Source organism: Sinorhizobium sp. B11 (assembly GCA_039725955.1).
Classification (GTDB): Bacteria; Pseudomonadota; Alphaproteobacteria; order Rhizobiales; family Rhizobiaceae; genus Rhizobium.
In genome coordinates this window covers 2,913,395-2,927,872 of sequence record CP091034.1, presented here as the reverse complement: position 1 = coordinate 2,927,872, position 14,478 = coordinate 2,913,395, and the positions used below count along the sequence as shown (strand labels likewise).

The following is a 14,478-nucleotide window of genomic DNA, read 5'->3' as shown; positions in this document are numbered from 1 at the left end:
TCTGCAAAGCAGACGCATGATATCAAGCCATTGCCGGAGGCGCAGGTTGCGACCATCAGGCCAGGGCGCGCTGCCTCTGTGCCTTCAGGTGATTGGTCATGCTGCCCTGCGGGGAGCAAGGAGGTTCGGTGGATATGGGCAAATCCGTTGATGGTGCCGAGACGAAGACGAAGCTTTCCATCGTGGCACCCTGCTACAACGAAGCCGAGGGACTGAAAGAGTTCTGCCGGCGGGCGAGGGCGGCTGCGCAGGCTGTTGCCGGCCAATCCTTCGAGATCATCCTCGTCGACGACGGCTCCAGCGACGATACCTGGGGCGTGATATCGCAGCTTGCGGCAGGCATTCCGCAGGTGCTCGGCGTCAAGCTCCTGCGCAATCACGGCCATCAGCTCGCGGCGACCTCGGGCCTTGCGGTGGCGCGCGGCGAGCGCGTGCTGCTTATCGATGCCGATCTGCAGGATCCGCCGGAACTGCTTTCCCAGATGATGGCGATCATGGATCAGGGCGCCGACGTCGTTTACGGGCAGCGTAGCGAGCGCAAGGGCGAGACGAAGTTCAAGCTCATCACCGCCTCCGTCTTCTACCGGCTGCTGACGCGGCTTACCTCCATCTCGATCCCGCAGGACACCGGCGATTTCCGGCTGATGAAGGCGCGCATCGTGCATATCCTCCTCAACATGCCGGAGCGGCACCGCTTCATCCGGGGAATGGTGAGCTGGATCGGCGGCAGGCAGGTGGCGCTGCGGTATACGCGCGATGCCCGCTATGCCGGCTCGACGAAATATCCGCTGAAGAAGATGATCCGCTTCGCCATCGATGCGATCACCAGCTTCTCGATCATTCCGCTGCGCATCAGCGCGTGGATGGGGCTGATTTCGGCGGTGTTTGCGGTCGGACTTCTGGTCTATACGCTCGTGCAATGGTTCGAGGGCAATGTCATCACCGGCTGGTCGAGCATCATGGCGGCCATTTCGGCCCTGAGCGCCATCCAGCTGATCGCGCTCGGCACGCTCGGCGAATATGTCGGCCGCCTCGTGCAGGAGCACAAGCGCCGGCCGATGTTCATGATCGACTGCGTGGTGCAGGGCGAAGTAACGTCTGAATTGGCCGACAACTTTTCCGAACTCGACACGGCCAGCCGCAGGTCCGAACTCGGCAAGCTTCCGGCAGCAAGCGTGACTGCAAAGCCGATTGAAACTGCCGTCGGTCGCTGATCCCGAATTGTTGCCGCACCGGGCGACAAAAATATTGGCCCTCGCGGCATTTTTCCTTTCCGATCCCGGATAAGGGGCGTATCCAGATCGGGTATCCCTCCGCGCGGCCTGCCTTTCGGTTTCCCGCCTTTTCTCCCGTAATCCGGAATTCGCACAGATCGATGACTGCAGTTCAGACGAGTGAGAAGACAGATGAGGCGTTCGGCGCCCGTCAGGCCAAGATCGTAGCGCTGGTCGTTGCCGTTTCATTCTTCATGCAGATTCTCGACGGCACGATCGTCACCACTTCGCTGCCGCAGATGGCGGCGAGTTTCGGCGTACAGCCGGTCGCTATGAGCATCGGCATAACCGTCTATATGCTGACGACGGCGGCCTTCATTCCGCTTTCAGGCTGGCTGGGCGACCGGTTTGGGGCGCGACGCGTCTTTCTCACGTCCATTGCCGTTTTTACTGTGGCATCGCTGTTCTGCGGCCTGTCGGGAAGCCTCACCGAATTCGTCATTGCGCGTGCGGTGCAGGGCGTAGGCAGTGCGCTGATGACGCCGGTGGGGCGTATCATCGTGCTCAAGAACGCCCGCAAGTCCGAGCTGGTGCAGGCGATCGCGCTGATCACCTGGCCGGCGCTGACGGCGCCCGTCGTCGGCCCGGTACTCGGCAGCTTCATCACCACCTATGCCAGCTGGCACTGGAACTTCCTGATCAATATCCCGATCGGCATGATCGGCATCGCGCTGGTGCTGCGCTTCGTACCGGAGCAGCGCGAGGAGAGGGTCGGACCGCTCGATGTAAAGGGCTTTTTCCTGAGTGCGGCCGGCCTGACCCTACTGCTTGCCGGGCTCGAACTATCGGTCAAATGGGAGGGCGGCTTACTGCCGCTCGTCGTGCTGCTTGGCGCCGGTATCGTGTTTTCCGTCATGGCGACGCGGCATTTCCGGCGGGTCGACAATCCGCTGCTCGATCTCGCCGCTTTCAGGGTGCAGACCTTCTCGATGACGACGCTTTCGGCGGGCACGGCCTGCCGCACGGCGATCAATGCGACGCCGTTCCTGCTGCCGCTGCTCTTCCAGCTGGGTTTTGGCCTGAGCTCGATTGCTGCCGGCACCTATCTCCTGGTCTATTTCCTCGGCAATCTCGGCATGAAGACGGTGACGACGCCGCTCTTGCGGCTTTTCGGCTTCCGTAACGTGCTCTTCTTCAACGGCGTCATTGCAGCTGGCTCGATCATTGGCTGCGGCTTTCTCACGCCTGATACTCCTGAGGTCGTCATTTCGGCGCTGCTCCTCGTTGCCGGGCTTTCCCGGTCGATGGAGTTTACGGCGCTCAACACGCTGTCCTTTGCCGATATCGGCCCGTCGCAGAGAAGTTCGGCTTCGACACTGTCGAGCATGCTGCAGCAGATTTCCATGCTGCTCGGTGTTGCCGTTGCGGCCGCCGTGCTCAACACTTCCTCCGGGCTTCGCGGTGCCGCCGGCCCTGAACTTGGCGATTTCCGCTGGGCGTTCTTCGTGGTCGGCATGATCGGCTTTTTGTCTTGTCTGCGATTCCTGCAGCTTTCTGCCGACGCGGGTGCCGAAGTTTCGCACCACCGCCGCTTTCAAAAAAGCTGATCTGTGGGCGGAACCATTTGCCTCTCCTTGCGTTTAGAACCTGGTTTTCAGTATTCGTGTTCGCAATTTTTTTAGAGGGGCTTCCGGCTGCAGCCGGGGCAGGGGTCGACATTTCCGATGGCATTTTCCTTCGATTCGTCTGGCATCAGGCGTCACATCATACCAAAGGCTAGGTGCTGTTTACGCGCGCCTGTCGATGCAATACGACAGTCACATGCAGAACGACTCGGCGGCCTCACAGCCGGTATTGCTGCGGGAAAACGCCCGGAGGCAGAATGAGCGAGTCCAATACGGATGCTGCAATCCGTATCCTTTATATCGATGATGACGAGGCGCTGGCGCTGCTGATGCAGAAGAACCTCGGCCGTCGCGGCTTTACGCTCGAATGGGCAAGCGACGGGACAACGGGCCTTGAGCGGCTCGCCAAGGGGGGCATCGATGCAGTCGTTCTCGACCATTTCCTGAAAGCCGAAACCGGCCTCGAAATCCTGCCGCGCATCATGGCGCTGCCCGATCATCCGCCTGTCATCTACGCCACCGGCTCCGGCGATACGAGCATTGCGGTTGCAGCCCTGAAGGCTGGCGCGGACGACTATGTGCTGAAAGGCATTTCGCCCGATTATTTCGATCTTCTGGCTGCGGCGCTGGAACAGGGGCTGGAGCGGGCGCGCTTCCGCCGCGATACGGCGCAGGCGCAGGAGGTGATCCGCCAGCAGCGCGATCATGCCGAAATGCTGCTTGCCGAAGTCAATCACCGCATTGCCAACAGTCTCGGCCTCGTCGGCGCCCTGATCCGGATGCAGTCCTCCATGACCAAGGATCAGGTGGCGGTCGATGCGCTACAGGAAACGCAGATGCGCATCAACGCAATCGCCAGCGTTCACCGCCGCCTCTACACCAACCGGCAGGTCGGCACCGTGCAGGTGGATGAATATCTGAGCAGCCTTCTGACCGAGCTCGAGACCTCGATCCGCGACGACAAGCGGCCGCACCGCGTGGTGCTGACCGCCCAGCCGGTCAATCTCTCAACCGACAAGGTCATCACGCTCGGCCTGATCGTCAGCGAACTCGTCACCAATGCCTTTAAATATGCCTATCCGGATGGCAGTTCGGGCGAGATCAATGTTATCGTCGAGCAGGATAGCGATGTGCTGAAAGTGACCGTCGAGGATGGCGGCCAGGGCTTTGATCCCTCCGGCCCGGCGAAGGGAACCGGCCTCGGCTCGAAAATCCTGACCGCAATGGCCGGCAGCCTGAAATCCGAACTTGTCTACGATCCGGAGCATCGCGGCACGAGGGCGATACTGGTCTTTTCCATAGGCTGACCTGACGCCTGGGGAGGCATCATGAACACGGATATCGTCTGCACGCCTGACGAAGTCTACGATTTCTGGTTCGTTCGCTGTAGCCGGAAGGAATGGTTCGGCTCGACCGCAGAACTGGACGAGGAGATCCGGGCCCGGTTCCGCGCAACCCACCTGTCGCTTGCCCGCAGCGTTACCGAGGAATGGCGCTCCACCCCGGAAAGCCGGCTTGCGGCCGTGATCGTGCTCGACCAGTTTCCGCGCAACATCTACCGGGCGACACCGCTTGCCTTTTCGACCGACGGACTGGCGTTGCGCGAGGCGAAGATGGCGCTTGCCGTCGGCGCCGACCACGCCGTCGAGGGCATCCGGCGGACGTTCTTCTACATGCCGTTCGAACATGCGGAAGACCTCGTCGAGCAGGATCGTTCGGTCGTGCTTTTCACCGCACTCGGCGACGAGGAGTTCCGCGATTATGCGCTTCGCCACCGGGACGTGATCGCGACGTATGGGCGTTTTCCGCATCGCAACGCTATCGTCGGACGGGAGTCGAGCGAGGCCGAACTGGCGTATCTGGCGCTTCCCGGTTCCGGTTTCTGAGCCATTACCTTGGAATTCCGCCTTTCTGTCGCCTTTCTTTCCTATAAGAAGCGGTCAATTACCTCTGATACGAATCCACCCGGGGGCTTCTTGCGCTTGACACACTGGCTGTTTCGCACCGTTCTTCTGCTGTCGCTGGCTGTTGCCGGCCTGCACCTCGATGGGCAGGCCGTCTTCGCGCAGGCCCCTCAGCCTGCGGCCGAGGCACAGACGCAGTCCGCTCCGGCCCAGGCAGCTCCAAGCCAGGCAGCTCCGGGCCAGGCGCCGCCAGCTCCGGCGGCTGCAACAGAGCCGCCCCTTGCCAACGGCGCACTCGATCAGGCGCTGAAGGATATCGACAAGGCGAAGAACCAGCTTGTCTCGCTGCAGGACCGCGTCAAGCAGAATGCCGACAATGACGATGCTCTCGTGGAGCTTGCCGGCCAGACGGATGAACTCGGCCGCGGCGTTATCGCGACATCCGTCAGCCTGCGCCCGCGTTTCGACCAGATCAAGAGCCGCCTGACCGAACTTGGCGAGCCGCCGAAGGACGGCCAGCCGCCGGAAGCGCAGATCGTCACCGACGAGCGCAATGCGCTGACGGCGGAACGCTCGCAGATCAATGCCGTCACGGGTGACGCGGAGAATCTGTCGATCGCGATCACCAAGCTTTCCAACGTGATCACGGCGACGCGGCGCCAGCTCTTTGCCGATACGCTGTTCCGGCGCACCGAAATTTCCGCCTCCGTCATCGACGATGCGGTCGGTGCGTTCGTTGATGAGGCGGGCGAGTTTTTGCAGACGCTTTCGAGCTGGATTACCTTCGTCTGGAAATTCAAGAGCCTGCAGCTGTTTGCAGCGATCTTCCTGTCGCTCGCGACGGCCCTTATCCTGCTTTCCGGCGGCTACCGGCTTTTCGGCCAGTATCTGCGGCGTGATCTCCATGTCGAGGAACCCTCCTATATCAGCCGCCTTTCCTTTGCCTTCTGGTCGACGCTGATCCGCACGGCTTCGCTGGATGTGCTGCTGGTGACGTCGCTGATCTTCCTCGACGGCTTCAATGTGCTGAGAAGCGATATCACGCCTGTGATCGGCGCGCTTTTCGGCTCGATCGGCCTCGTCTATTTCGTCGGCCGTTTCGTCAACGCGGTCTTTGCGCCGAATGATCCGTCCTGGCGTCTGGTGCGCCTTTCCAATCTCGGCGCCCGCTCGGTCGGCTACTGCCTGATCGCCATGGCCGTCGTCAACGCGCTCGATTATCTCTTCGGCGCCATCGGCGAGGCGATGGGATCGCCGTTGGTTCTGACGGTCGTACGCAGCCTGCTTGCGGCGCTGATCATCGGCCTCATCCTGATTGCCGTTTCCTTCGGCAAGCCGATGCTGGCGAAGAATGGCGATCCCGATGCGCCGGGCCGTCACTGGCCGCGCGGCATGGCGATCCTGCTGCGTGTTTTCGGTGCAGGCCTCATCCTTGCAGCGCTCTCGGGCTATGTGGGCTTGGCGCGATTCGTCGCCACGCAGCTCATCATCACCAGTGCCATCATCGTCACCACCTATATCGGCCTGCTGCTCGGCAAGGCGATCTCGCGGCAGGACAATTTCGCCGATACGTTCCTCGGGCGCTTCCTGCAGACCCGCTTCAAGCTTGGCGACGTTGCGATCGATCAGGTGGGGCTGGTTGTCGGCCTCCTGATCTACGCCGTGGCACTCCTGACAGGCATTCCGCTCATCCTGCTGCTCTGGGGCTTCCATGTGCAGGATCTGCAGCTGCTTGCCTACCGGCTATTCACAGAGGTGCGGCTCGGCGGCATCAGCATTTCGCTGCTCGGCATCTTCACGGGCATCCTGCTCTTTGCCGGCGGTTATCTCGCGACGCGCTGGGTGCAGAAATGGCTCGACAGCAATGTCATGGCGCGCAGCCATGTCGATCTGGGCGTGCGCAATTCCGTCAAGACCGGCATCGGCTATCTCGGCGTAGGCCTGGCGGCGATCTTCGGCGTTTCGGCTGCCGGCATCGACCTTTCGAACCTTGCGCTCGTTGCTTCGGCACTCTCGGTCGGTATCGGTTTCGGCCTGCAGAATATCGTGTCGAACTTCGTTTCAGGCCTGATCCTGCTGGTCGAGCGCCCCTTCAAGGTGGGCGACCATGTCGTTTCGGGCACCGCCGAAGGCATCGTCAAGCGCATCTCGGTGCGCGCCACCGAAATCGAGACCTTCCGCAAGCAGTCGATCATCGTGCCGAACTCGGATCTGATCAACGGGCTCGTCGGCAACTGGACGCATCGCAACAAGCTCGGCCGTTCGGAAATCCCGGTTTCCGTGAGCTACGAGGCCGATCCGCGCAAGGTGATGGATATTCTGCTGGAGCTGACAGCCGCCGTGCCGTTGATCCTGCGCAATCCCGAGCCCCATGTGGAGTTCCTGCGCTTTGGACCTTATTCGCTGGATTTCGAGCTGCGCTTCTTCCTGGCCGATATGGGCGACGGCCTGACCGTGCGCAACAATCTGAGGATCGAGATCCTCAGGCGCTTCAAGGCGGAGGGCATCGAGATCCCGTTGCCGCAGAGCGATCTGACCATTCACCGGCAGGCAAATGCGGAGGCGGAGAAGGTGCTCGTCCAAAAGCCGGATGAGCCCGAAGAGGCCGCGGCTGAAGACGAGGTCAAGGATATAGAAACGGTAGAAGACGAGCGGCCGGTGCGCCAATTGCGCAGCAAGACGGCAGACGGCAAGCTCAAAGGCTGAACGGGTCATTCAGCGCTCATTCACGGGTTTTGCGCTATAACCTCAGGCAATCGATCGCTGCAGGCGCAGCGACGAGCGCTCCAGGGGAGGGCGTAAAGCCTATGTCGCATACCGTGACACGATCCGCAGTCGCATTTCTTCTTCTCCTTTCCACGACATCTTTCGCACTGGCGGCCTCCGTTACCAACAAGGACGGGGCCCCGGTTGTGCTGACCGTCACCGAGGGCGGCAACCGCGTCGAAGTCGTCGTCGACGCCGGCGCTTCCGAACGGTTCTGTCCTTCCGGTTGCTTCATGACGACGCCCGATGGCGACCGTATCGGGCTTTCCGGCGACGAGACGATCGAGATCGTCAAGGGTTCCGCCGTCATCAAATGACGGCGGCTTGCGCCTGGCCACCATCGATTTTTATGAATTTTTGAGCCTCGTGGCTTTTGACGCTTGTCTATTTGCGCATCGTCGCGGCAAGCTTTTCCCATGTCGTAAACAGGCCTCTCATGACGCAGGCCTCGCTGCATAGTTCGCGAAGATGGTTCGTCCGGCTCGAACAGCCGGATATTGGGAGTTCATCCGGTATGGGCTGCCGGATATCAGGTAGAAGAGGGTATTTTCTCCATGAAGTCACATGCGCGGGCAGTGGTCATCGGCGGCGGCGTCGTCGGCGTTTCGACGCTCTATCACCTTGCGAAGAAGGGATGGGGCGACAGCGTGCTCATCGAGCGCAAGGAGCTGACATCAGGCTCGACCTGGCATGCAGCCGGCCTGCTGCCGCTCTTCAACATGAGCTACTCGGTCGGCCAGATCCACAAATATTCCGTGCGCTTCTATCAGGAACTGCAAGAGGAAACCGGCATGAATGTCGGTTTCAGCAAGGTTTCCAACATCCGTCTCGCTCGCACCAGGGATCGCTGGGACGAATTCATGTACTATGCCGGCATTGCCGAGACGATTGGCGTGAAGGTCAATATCCTGACGCCGGAGCAGGTGAAGGAAATCTGGCCGCTCTGTGAGACCGATGGGTTGCTCGGCGCGATCCAGCATCCCGATGACGGCTATATCCAGCCGGCGGACCTGACACAGGCGCTTGCAAAGGGCGCGCGCGACCGTGGTGCCACGATCTACCGCAACACGACGGTCACCGCCATCGAGCAGCAGGCTGACGGCCTCTGGAAGGTGACGACCGACAAGGGCGAGATCACCTGCGAACACATCATCTCCTGCACCGGCAACTTCGCCCGCAAGACCGGCGATATGGTCGGCATCAACATTCCCGTCATCCCGGTCGAGCACCAGTATATCGTCACCGAGCCGCATCCCGATATTCTGGCCCGCAAGGCCAAGGGCCTGCCGGAAATGGGCGTGCTGCGTGAGGCCGACAGCGCCTGGTACATGCGCGAGGAAAATGGCGGGCTGCTGCTCGGCCCTTACGAGCAGGGCGCACCGGTCTGTTATGTCAACGGTCCCTCCGATGACAGCGAGTATGAGCTCTTCCAGGAAGAACTCGAGCGCCTGATGCCGCATATCGAAACCGCGATCGCCCGCGTGCCGGCCTTTGGCGAAGTCGGCATCAAGAAGGTCTATAACGGCGCCATCGCCTATACGCCTGACGGCAACCCGATCGTCGGCCCGGCGCCGGGCCTCAAGAACTTCTGGCTGAACGAAGGCCATTCCTTCGGCATCACCGCGGCCGGTGGCGCCGGCTGGCAGCTTGCCGAATGGATCGTCGATGGCGAGCCGACGGTCGACATGATGGGTGTCGACCCGCGCCGCTTCGGCCCCTATGCGAAGGAAGGCTACCTCATCGCCAAGAACGAGGAGGCCTATGCCAACGTCTTCACCATGCATTATCCGGACGAGGAGCGCGCCGCCGCCCGTCCGCTGAAGACGACGCCGGTCTACGATCGCCTGAAGGCGCTCGGCGCCGTGTTCGGTTCCGTCTATGGCTGGGAGCGGGCCAACTGGTTTGCGCCCGAGGGCTATGACCTGCCGAAGGACCAGATCGGCGTTGGCGCTGATGTTCTCACCAACCACAATCATTCCGACCCGACCGAAGACGGCCGTATCCTGGAAAAGTGGTCGTTCCGCCGCTCGAACTATTTCGAGCATGTCGGCAACGAAGTCATGAACGTCAACAAGAATGTCGGCGTGCTCGACATGTCGGCTTTCGCCAAGGCGCTGGTCTCCGGTCCCGGCGCGCGCGCATGGCTGGAATCGATCTTCGCCAATGCGATCCCGAAGAAGCGCGGCCGCATCGCGCTCTGCCACATGCTGACCAAGGAAGGCGGCGTGCGCGCAGAATTCACCGTTTATGAAAGCGCGCCCGGCACTTTCTATCTCGTCTCGGCGGGCGCCTATGAGGCGCATGACCACGACTATATGCGCAAGCTCCTGCCGGCAGACGGCAGCGTCAAGTTCACGCCGATCACCCAGGGCTGGGGCGTGCTCGTTCTCGCCGGTCCGAAGTCGCGCGATGTGCTGAAGAAGCTGACGCGCACAAGCCTCGACAACAAGGATTTCCCCTGGCTTTCGGGCAAGGAGATCTCGGTCGGTGCGGCGAGCGCCCATGCGCTGCGCGTCAACTTCGTCGGCGAACTCGGTTGGGAGCTGCATCATCCGATCGAGATGCAGAACTACATCTTCGACAAGCTGATGGAAGCCGGCGCCGAATTCGGCATCAAGCCCTTCGGCATCCGCGCCATGCTTTCCATGTCGGTCGAAAAATCCTACCGCCTGATCCCGCGCGAAATGTCGATCGAGTACAATGCCTATGAATCCGGCCTCGACCGCTTCATCAAGCCGGAGAAGGAATTCCTCGGCCGCGAGGGCCTGCTCTCCTACAAGGACAAGGGCCTGAAGTGGAATTTTGCGACGCTGATCGTGGAGACCGGCAACGACGTCGACGCTCGGGGCTCGGAAGCGATCTACAACGAGGCGGGCGAGCTCGTCGGGCGCGCCACCAACGGTACGTTCGGCTTCCGCATCAACCGGTCGCTCGCGCTTGCCATGCTGCGGCCCGATTATGCCAAGGAAGGCACGAAGCTGAAGATCAAGATCCTCGGCACCACCTACAACGCCACCGTCGTCGGCGAGAGCCCGTTCGATACGGAGAACGCGGCACTTCGCGCCTGACCGCCTTGTAACCTGTTCTAGTTTCTTAAGCATATGAAGAAGAAAAAAGGCGGCCGCACCATCGGCCGCCTTTTTCATCGCTGGCCATGGCAGCTCGATTAATAATTATTCAAATGAATTCATGTAACCGTTTCGTTCGGGGACACAATTTCCACTTTAAAGGTTTGCCATGGCGTTTCTAGGTATTTCGGGAATGCAATATTCCGGAGAAATGTTTGCCGGCGCGCGTATTATCCTCGCTGAAGATTCCAATGTCTTCACTTCGATGATCGGAAAGCGCCTGAAGGAGCTCTTCGACATCGACGTCGAGATCTGCCGCAGCTTCGAAGAGCTGCAGCTTTCCTATGACAAGTCTTCAGACCCGATCACGCTGGCGATTTCCAACATCAACCTGCCGGGCGCCGAAAACGGTGAGGCGCTGGAATATCTGGTCGATCTGTCGATCCCGACGATCGTCTTTACCGGTACTTTCCAGGAAGGCATGCGCGACAAGCTGCTCGCCAAGGATATCGTCGACTATATCCTCAAGGACAATATCTTTGCCGTCGATCTGCTGGCGGAGTCGATCTGCCGGTTCCTGACCAATCACCGTCATCACGTGCTGATCGTCGACGACAGCGCCACGGCCCGCGCGCTGCTGTCCAGCCGCCTGAAGCGCTATAATTTCCGCGTCAGCACCGCCGAGAGCGGCGCCAAGGCGCTCGAGATCCTCAAGGCCAACCGCGATATCGGCCTGATGGTCACCGACTACAACATGCCCGATATTGACGGCTTCGAGCTGACGCGCCGCATCCGCGCCACGATCGGCTCGCACGAGCTGCGCATCATCGGCGTTTCCTCCTCATCGAACCGGCTGCTTTCGGCGCGGTTCCTGAAGGCCGGCGGTAATGATTTCATGCTGCGCCCGTTCATCGACGAGGAATTCTACTGCCGCGTCAACCAGAACCTGGATACGCTTCTGCAGATCCAGTCGATGCGCAGGGAACGCGCAGTTGCCTGACCCGGCCGCGAAGATCAGCGACAGGGAAGCGGCCCGATGATCGGTCTTCATCGGGGTGGCGCAAAGGCGGCGCATATTCTTGCAATCACAGGTATTGCGACCGCCATTTGTCCCCTTCACGGAGGAGGGGCTCTCGGTTATCGTCCAGCGCGTTATGAGAGAGGGCGAGTCGAGCCCTCCGGGCGCGTCGGGGGATAGGCAGCTGTGGCATTCCAGGGGGAGTTTCAGCGAGATGGTTCGGGTCCTCGGTTCGGAGGAGTTCGCGTACTACTGGTTGAAGATTCCCGGATGTTTTCGGCCGTGCTCCGCCATCGCTTCCAGACCGAGCTCAATCTCAATGTCAAATGCTGTTCGTCGCTGAAGGCGCTGCGAGAGGAGCTCTCCCAGGAAGGCCATGACTACGGCATGGCCGTGGTTGACCTGAACCTGCCTGACGCGCCCTATGGCGAGGCGCTCGACTGCATGATCGAGCACAATATTCCGGCCATCGTTTTCACGGCGACTTTCGATCTCAATACGCGTGCGCGCATCCTGGAACGCAATGTCATCGACTATGTGCTGAAGGATAACGAGTTCGCGCTCGACAATCTGGTCGCGACGGTGCGCCGGGCGATCATGAACCGCAAGACGCGCGTGCTCGTCGTCGATGACGTGCCATCGGCGCGCCAGGTGCTGGTCGATCTGCTGAGGGCGCAGCAATATATGGTGGTGGAGGCCAGTTCCGGCCTCGCGGCGCTCGCGGCACTCGAAGCCTTCGGCGACATCGAACTCGTCGTGACAGACCATCATATGCCAGATATGAGCGGCTATGAGCTGACGCGGCGCATCCGCCACCGGTTCGGCTCGGACAAGATGCGCGTCATCGGCGTTTCCTCGTCGAACGACCGCATGCTGTCGGCAAGTTTCCTGAAGGCGGGCGCCAGCGATTTCGTCTACCGGCCCTTCGTCGTCGAAGAGCTGCAGTGCCGCATCGCCAACAATGTCGAGACGCTGACGCAGATGAAGCAGCTGCGCGCGGCGGCCGCCTGCGATTACCTGACCGGCCTCTATAACCGGCGCTATTTCTACGACAATGGCCCGAAGCTGGTGAACGAATGCCTGCGCCTGAAAATGTCGAGCGCGGTCGCCATTCTCGATATCGACCATTTCAAACGTCTCAACGACACCTATGGCCACGAGATCGGCGACAAGGTGCTGAAGGCCGTCGCAGACAGGCTACAGACGATCTTCGAAGGAAGCGATAATCTTCTCTCGCGTCTCGGCGGCGAGGAATTCGCGATCCTCTTCCCGCAAATGGATTCGCTTGCGGCCACCAAGCTCTGCGACGAAATCCGCTCGGATATTTCCCGTCTCAAGGTGACCGCCGACGATGAGGAACTGTCGGTGACGGTCTCGATCGGCGTGGCCGAAATCGCCGGCTATGAGACCTTCGAAAACTATCTGAACGCGGCAGACCAGTTTCTTTACATGGCCAAGCACAAGGGGCGTAACCTTGTCTATTCCGATGCCAAGATGACGGAAGAGGCGGCGCAGTAAGGGCGCAATTCGCTTGCGCCGTCCTCCTCGGGACAGGCGCAACCATGACGGTGGCAGTGCCGCCGCAAATCAAAAAAGGCGGCCACCGAGCCGCCTTTCATGTTCCATCATCCTGCCGTCACTGCCTCAAGCCGCGACTGCCTGCTGGCGGGCCGTTGCCATGGTCATCTTGCGGTCGGCGCGCTCCTGTTGCGGGGAGCGCTGGTAGAGTTCGCGATAACACTTGGAAAAGTGCGAGGCGGAGACGAAGCCGCAGGCGACGGCGACTTCGACGACCGGCATGGAGGACTGCACCAGCAGGTGGCGGGCGCGGTCGAGACGGATTTCCAGATAGTAGCGGGCAGGGGACCGGCCCATTTCCTGGCGGAAGAGGCGCTCGATCTGGCGGCGCGACAGGCCGGCGCCCTCGGCGATTTCGAGCAGAGACAGGGGCTCGGCGAGATTGCCTTCCATCAGCTCGATGATCGACAGCACCTTGGCATTCTGGACACCGAGGCGGGCGCGCAGCGGCAGGCGCTGACGGTCATGCGGGTTGCGCACGCGATCGGTCAGGTGCTGTTCGCAGATGCGGTTGACCAGGCTTTCGCCGAAATCCTCGCCGACGAGGTTCAGCATCATGTCGAGCGAGGCCGTGCCGCCGGCGCAGGTATAAAGATTATTGTCGACCTCGTAGAGGTCGGCATAGACCTCGGCCTGCGGAAACGCCTCGGAGAAGCCCGGAAGGTTTTCCCAGTGGATCGCGCAGCGCTTGCCATTCAGGAGACCCGCCTGGGCAAGCACATGCGCGCCCGTACAGAGCGAACCGACGGCAACGCCGCGATTGTAGGATTCGCGCAGCCAGGCATTGACGGATTTATTGTTGAAGGTCTCGACATCGATGCCGGAACAGACGAGCACCATGCCCGGCCGGTTTTCCCCGCCGAGATGGCGGCGCTCTTCGGCGAGCGAGGAATTGGCCTCCACGCCGATGCCGCAGGAGGAATAGACCTTTTCGCCGTCGACCGAAGTCAGGCGCCACGTATAGGCCTGATAGCCGAGCATGCGGTTTGCGATGCGCAGTGTATCCACCGCCGCCGAAAAGGGCAGCATGGTGAATTGAGGGACCATGAAGAAGACTACGGAACGTTTCTTGAGCTGCATCTTGTTCATTGGAAAATCCATGCTCGAGGGCGACTGCATATTGGTCGCGTGGAATGCGTCGCTCCGATGTTCTAAAAGCGACACTGGCATGGAAAAATGCGGCTAGGAAGAGCAAATCTGCGACATGGCAGGAGATTTGCGGCGCGAGCGAAGCAAAAAGCGTCGCTGCAGCATAGCGGTTCTATGAAATTCACCGGGGAAAGGCAGGCGACGGACATGAAAAAG

10 protein-coding genes are annotated in these 14,478 nt (G+C 60.8%); 9 read left to right on the top strand and 1 reads right to left on the bottom strand.

Features of this window, described 5'->3' with window-relative positions; genetic code table 11:
* Positions 1–134: 134 nt before the first annotated feature.
* From LVY75_24590 to LVY75_24550, 9 genes are all read left to right on the top strand, one after another.
* Positions 135–1,214, top strand: coding sequence for a glycosyltransferase family 2 protein (locus LVY75_24590; protein ID XAZ21981.1), 1,080 nt, complete (start codon positions 135–137; stop codon positions 1,212–1,214).
* A 161-nt stretch (positions 1,215–1,375) separates the two neighbouring features.
* A complete protein-coding gene (locus tag LVY75_24585; protein ID XAZ21980.1) occupies positions 1,376–2,821 on the top strand; it encodes an MFS transporter in 1,446 nt (481 codons plus the stop codon).
* A gap of 275 nt (positions 2,822–3,096) precedes the next feature.
* Positions 3,097–4,146: a response regulator gene (locus tag LVY75_24580; protein XAZ21979.1), complete on the top strand. Its 1,050-nt coding sequence runs from the start codon at positions 3,097–3,099 to the stop codon at positions 4,144–4,146.
* 21 nt (positions 4,147–4,167) lie between these two features.
* Entirely contained in the window at positions 4,168–4,725 is a 558-nt protein-coding gene (locus LVY75_24575) for a DUF924 domain-containing protein (GenBank protein XAZ21978.1), read from the top strand.
* Between the two features lie 90 nt (positions 4,726–4,815).
* Positions 4,816–7,449 carry a mechanosensitive ion channel family protein gene (locus LVY75_24570; GenBank protein ID XAZ21977.1) on the top strand — a complete coding sequence of 878 codons (2,634 nt, stop codon included), beginning with the start codon at positions 4,816–4,818 and terminating at the stop codon, positions 7,447–7,449.
* A 101-nt stretch (positions 7,450–7,550) separates the two neighbouring features.
* Positions 7,551–7,826: a hypothetical protein gene (locus LVY75_24565; protein XAZ21976.1), complete on the top strand. Its 276-nt coding sequence runs from the start codon at positions 7,551–7,553 to the stop codon at positions 7,824–7,826.
* 237 nt (positions 7,827–8,063) lie between these two features.
* The gene (locus tag LVY75_24560) at positions 8,064–10,577 is read left to right on the top strand and encodes an FAD-dependent oxidoreductase (GenBank protein XAZ21975.1); all 2,514 of its coding nucleotides are present in this window, start codon (positions 8,064–8,066) and stop codon (positions 10,575–10,577) included.
* A 169-nt stretch (positions 10,578–10,746) separates the two neighbouring features.
* Positions 10,747–11,577: a response regulator gene (locus LVY75_24555; protein XAZ21974.1), complete on the top strand. Its 831-nt coding sequence runs from the start codon at positions 10,747–10,749 to the stop codon at positions 11,575–11,577.
* A gap of 204 nt (positions 11,578–11,781) precedes the next feature.
* Entirely contained in the window at positions 11,782–13,113 is a 1,332-nt protein-coding gene (locus LVY75_24550; protein ID XAZ21973.1) for a diguanylate cyclase, read from the top strand.
* Positions 13,114–13,239: 126 nt separating this feature from the next.
* Here the strand turns inward: LVY75_24550 and LVY75_24545 are convergent, their stop codons facing one another.
* Positions 13,240–14,262, bottom strand: a complete 1,023-nt coding sequence (locus tag LVY75_24545) for a GlxA family transcriptional regulator (GenBank protein XAZ21972.1) — start codon at positions 14,260–14,262, stop codon at positions 13,240–13,242.
* Positions 14,263–14,478 lie beyond the last annotated feature (216 nt).

Bases quoted from the DNA above. Each gene is read 5' to 3' on its own strand.
- LVY75_24545 (XAZ21972.1), bottom strand. From the start codon at position 14,262: ATGAACAAGATGCAGCTCAAGAAACGTTCCGTAGTCTTCTTCATGGTC.
- LVY75_24575 (XAZ21978.1), top strand. From the start codon at position 4,168: ATGAACACGGATATCGTCTGCACGCCTGACGAAGTCTACGATTTCTGG.
- LVY75_24560 (XAZ21975.1), top strand. From the start codon at position 8,064: ATGAAGTCACATGCGCGGGCAGTGGTCATCGGCGGCGGCGTCGTCGGC.
- LVY75_24585 (XAZ21980.1), top strand. From the start codon at position 1,376: ATGACTGCAGTTCAGACGAGTGAGAAGACAGATGAGGCGTTCGGCGCC.
- LVY75_24555 (XAZ21974.1), top strand. From the start codon at position 10,747: ATGGCGTTTCTAGGTATTTCGGGAATGCAATATTCCGGAGAAATGTTT.
- LVY75_24580 (XAZ21979.1), top strand. From the start codon at position 3,097: ATGAGCGAGTCCAATACGGATGCTGCAATCCGTATCCTTTATATCGAT.
- LVY75_24590 (XAZ21981.1), top strand. From the start codon at position 135: ATGGGCAAATCCGTTGATGGTGCCGAGACGAAGACGAAGCTTTCCATC.
- LVY75_24565 (XAZ21976.1), top strand. From the start codon at position 7,551: ATGTCGCATACCGTGACACGATCCGCAGTCGCATTTCTTCTTCTCCTT.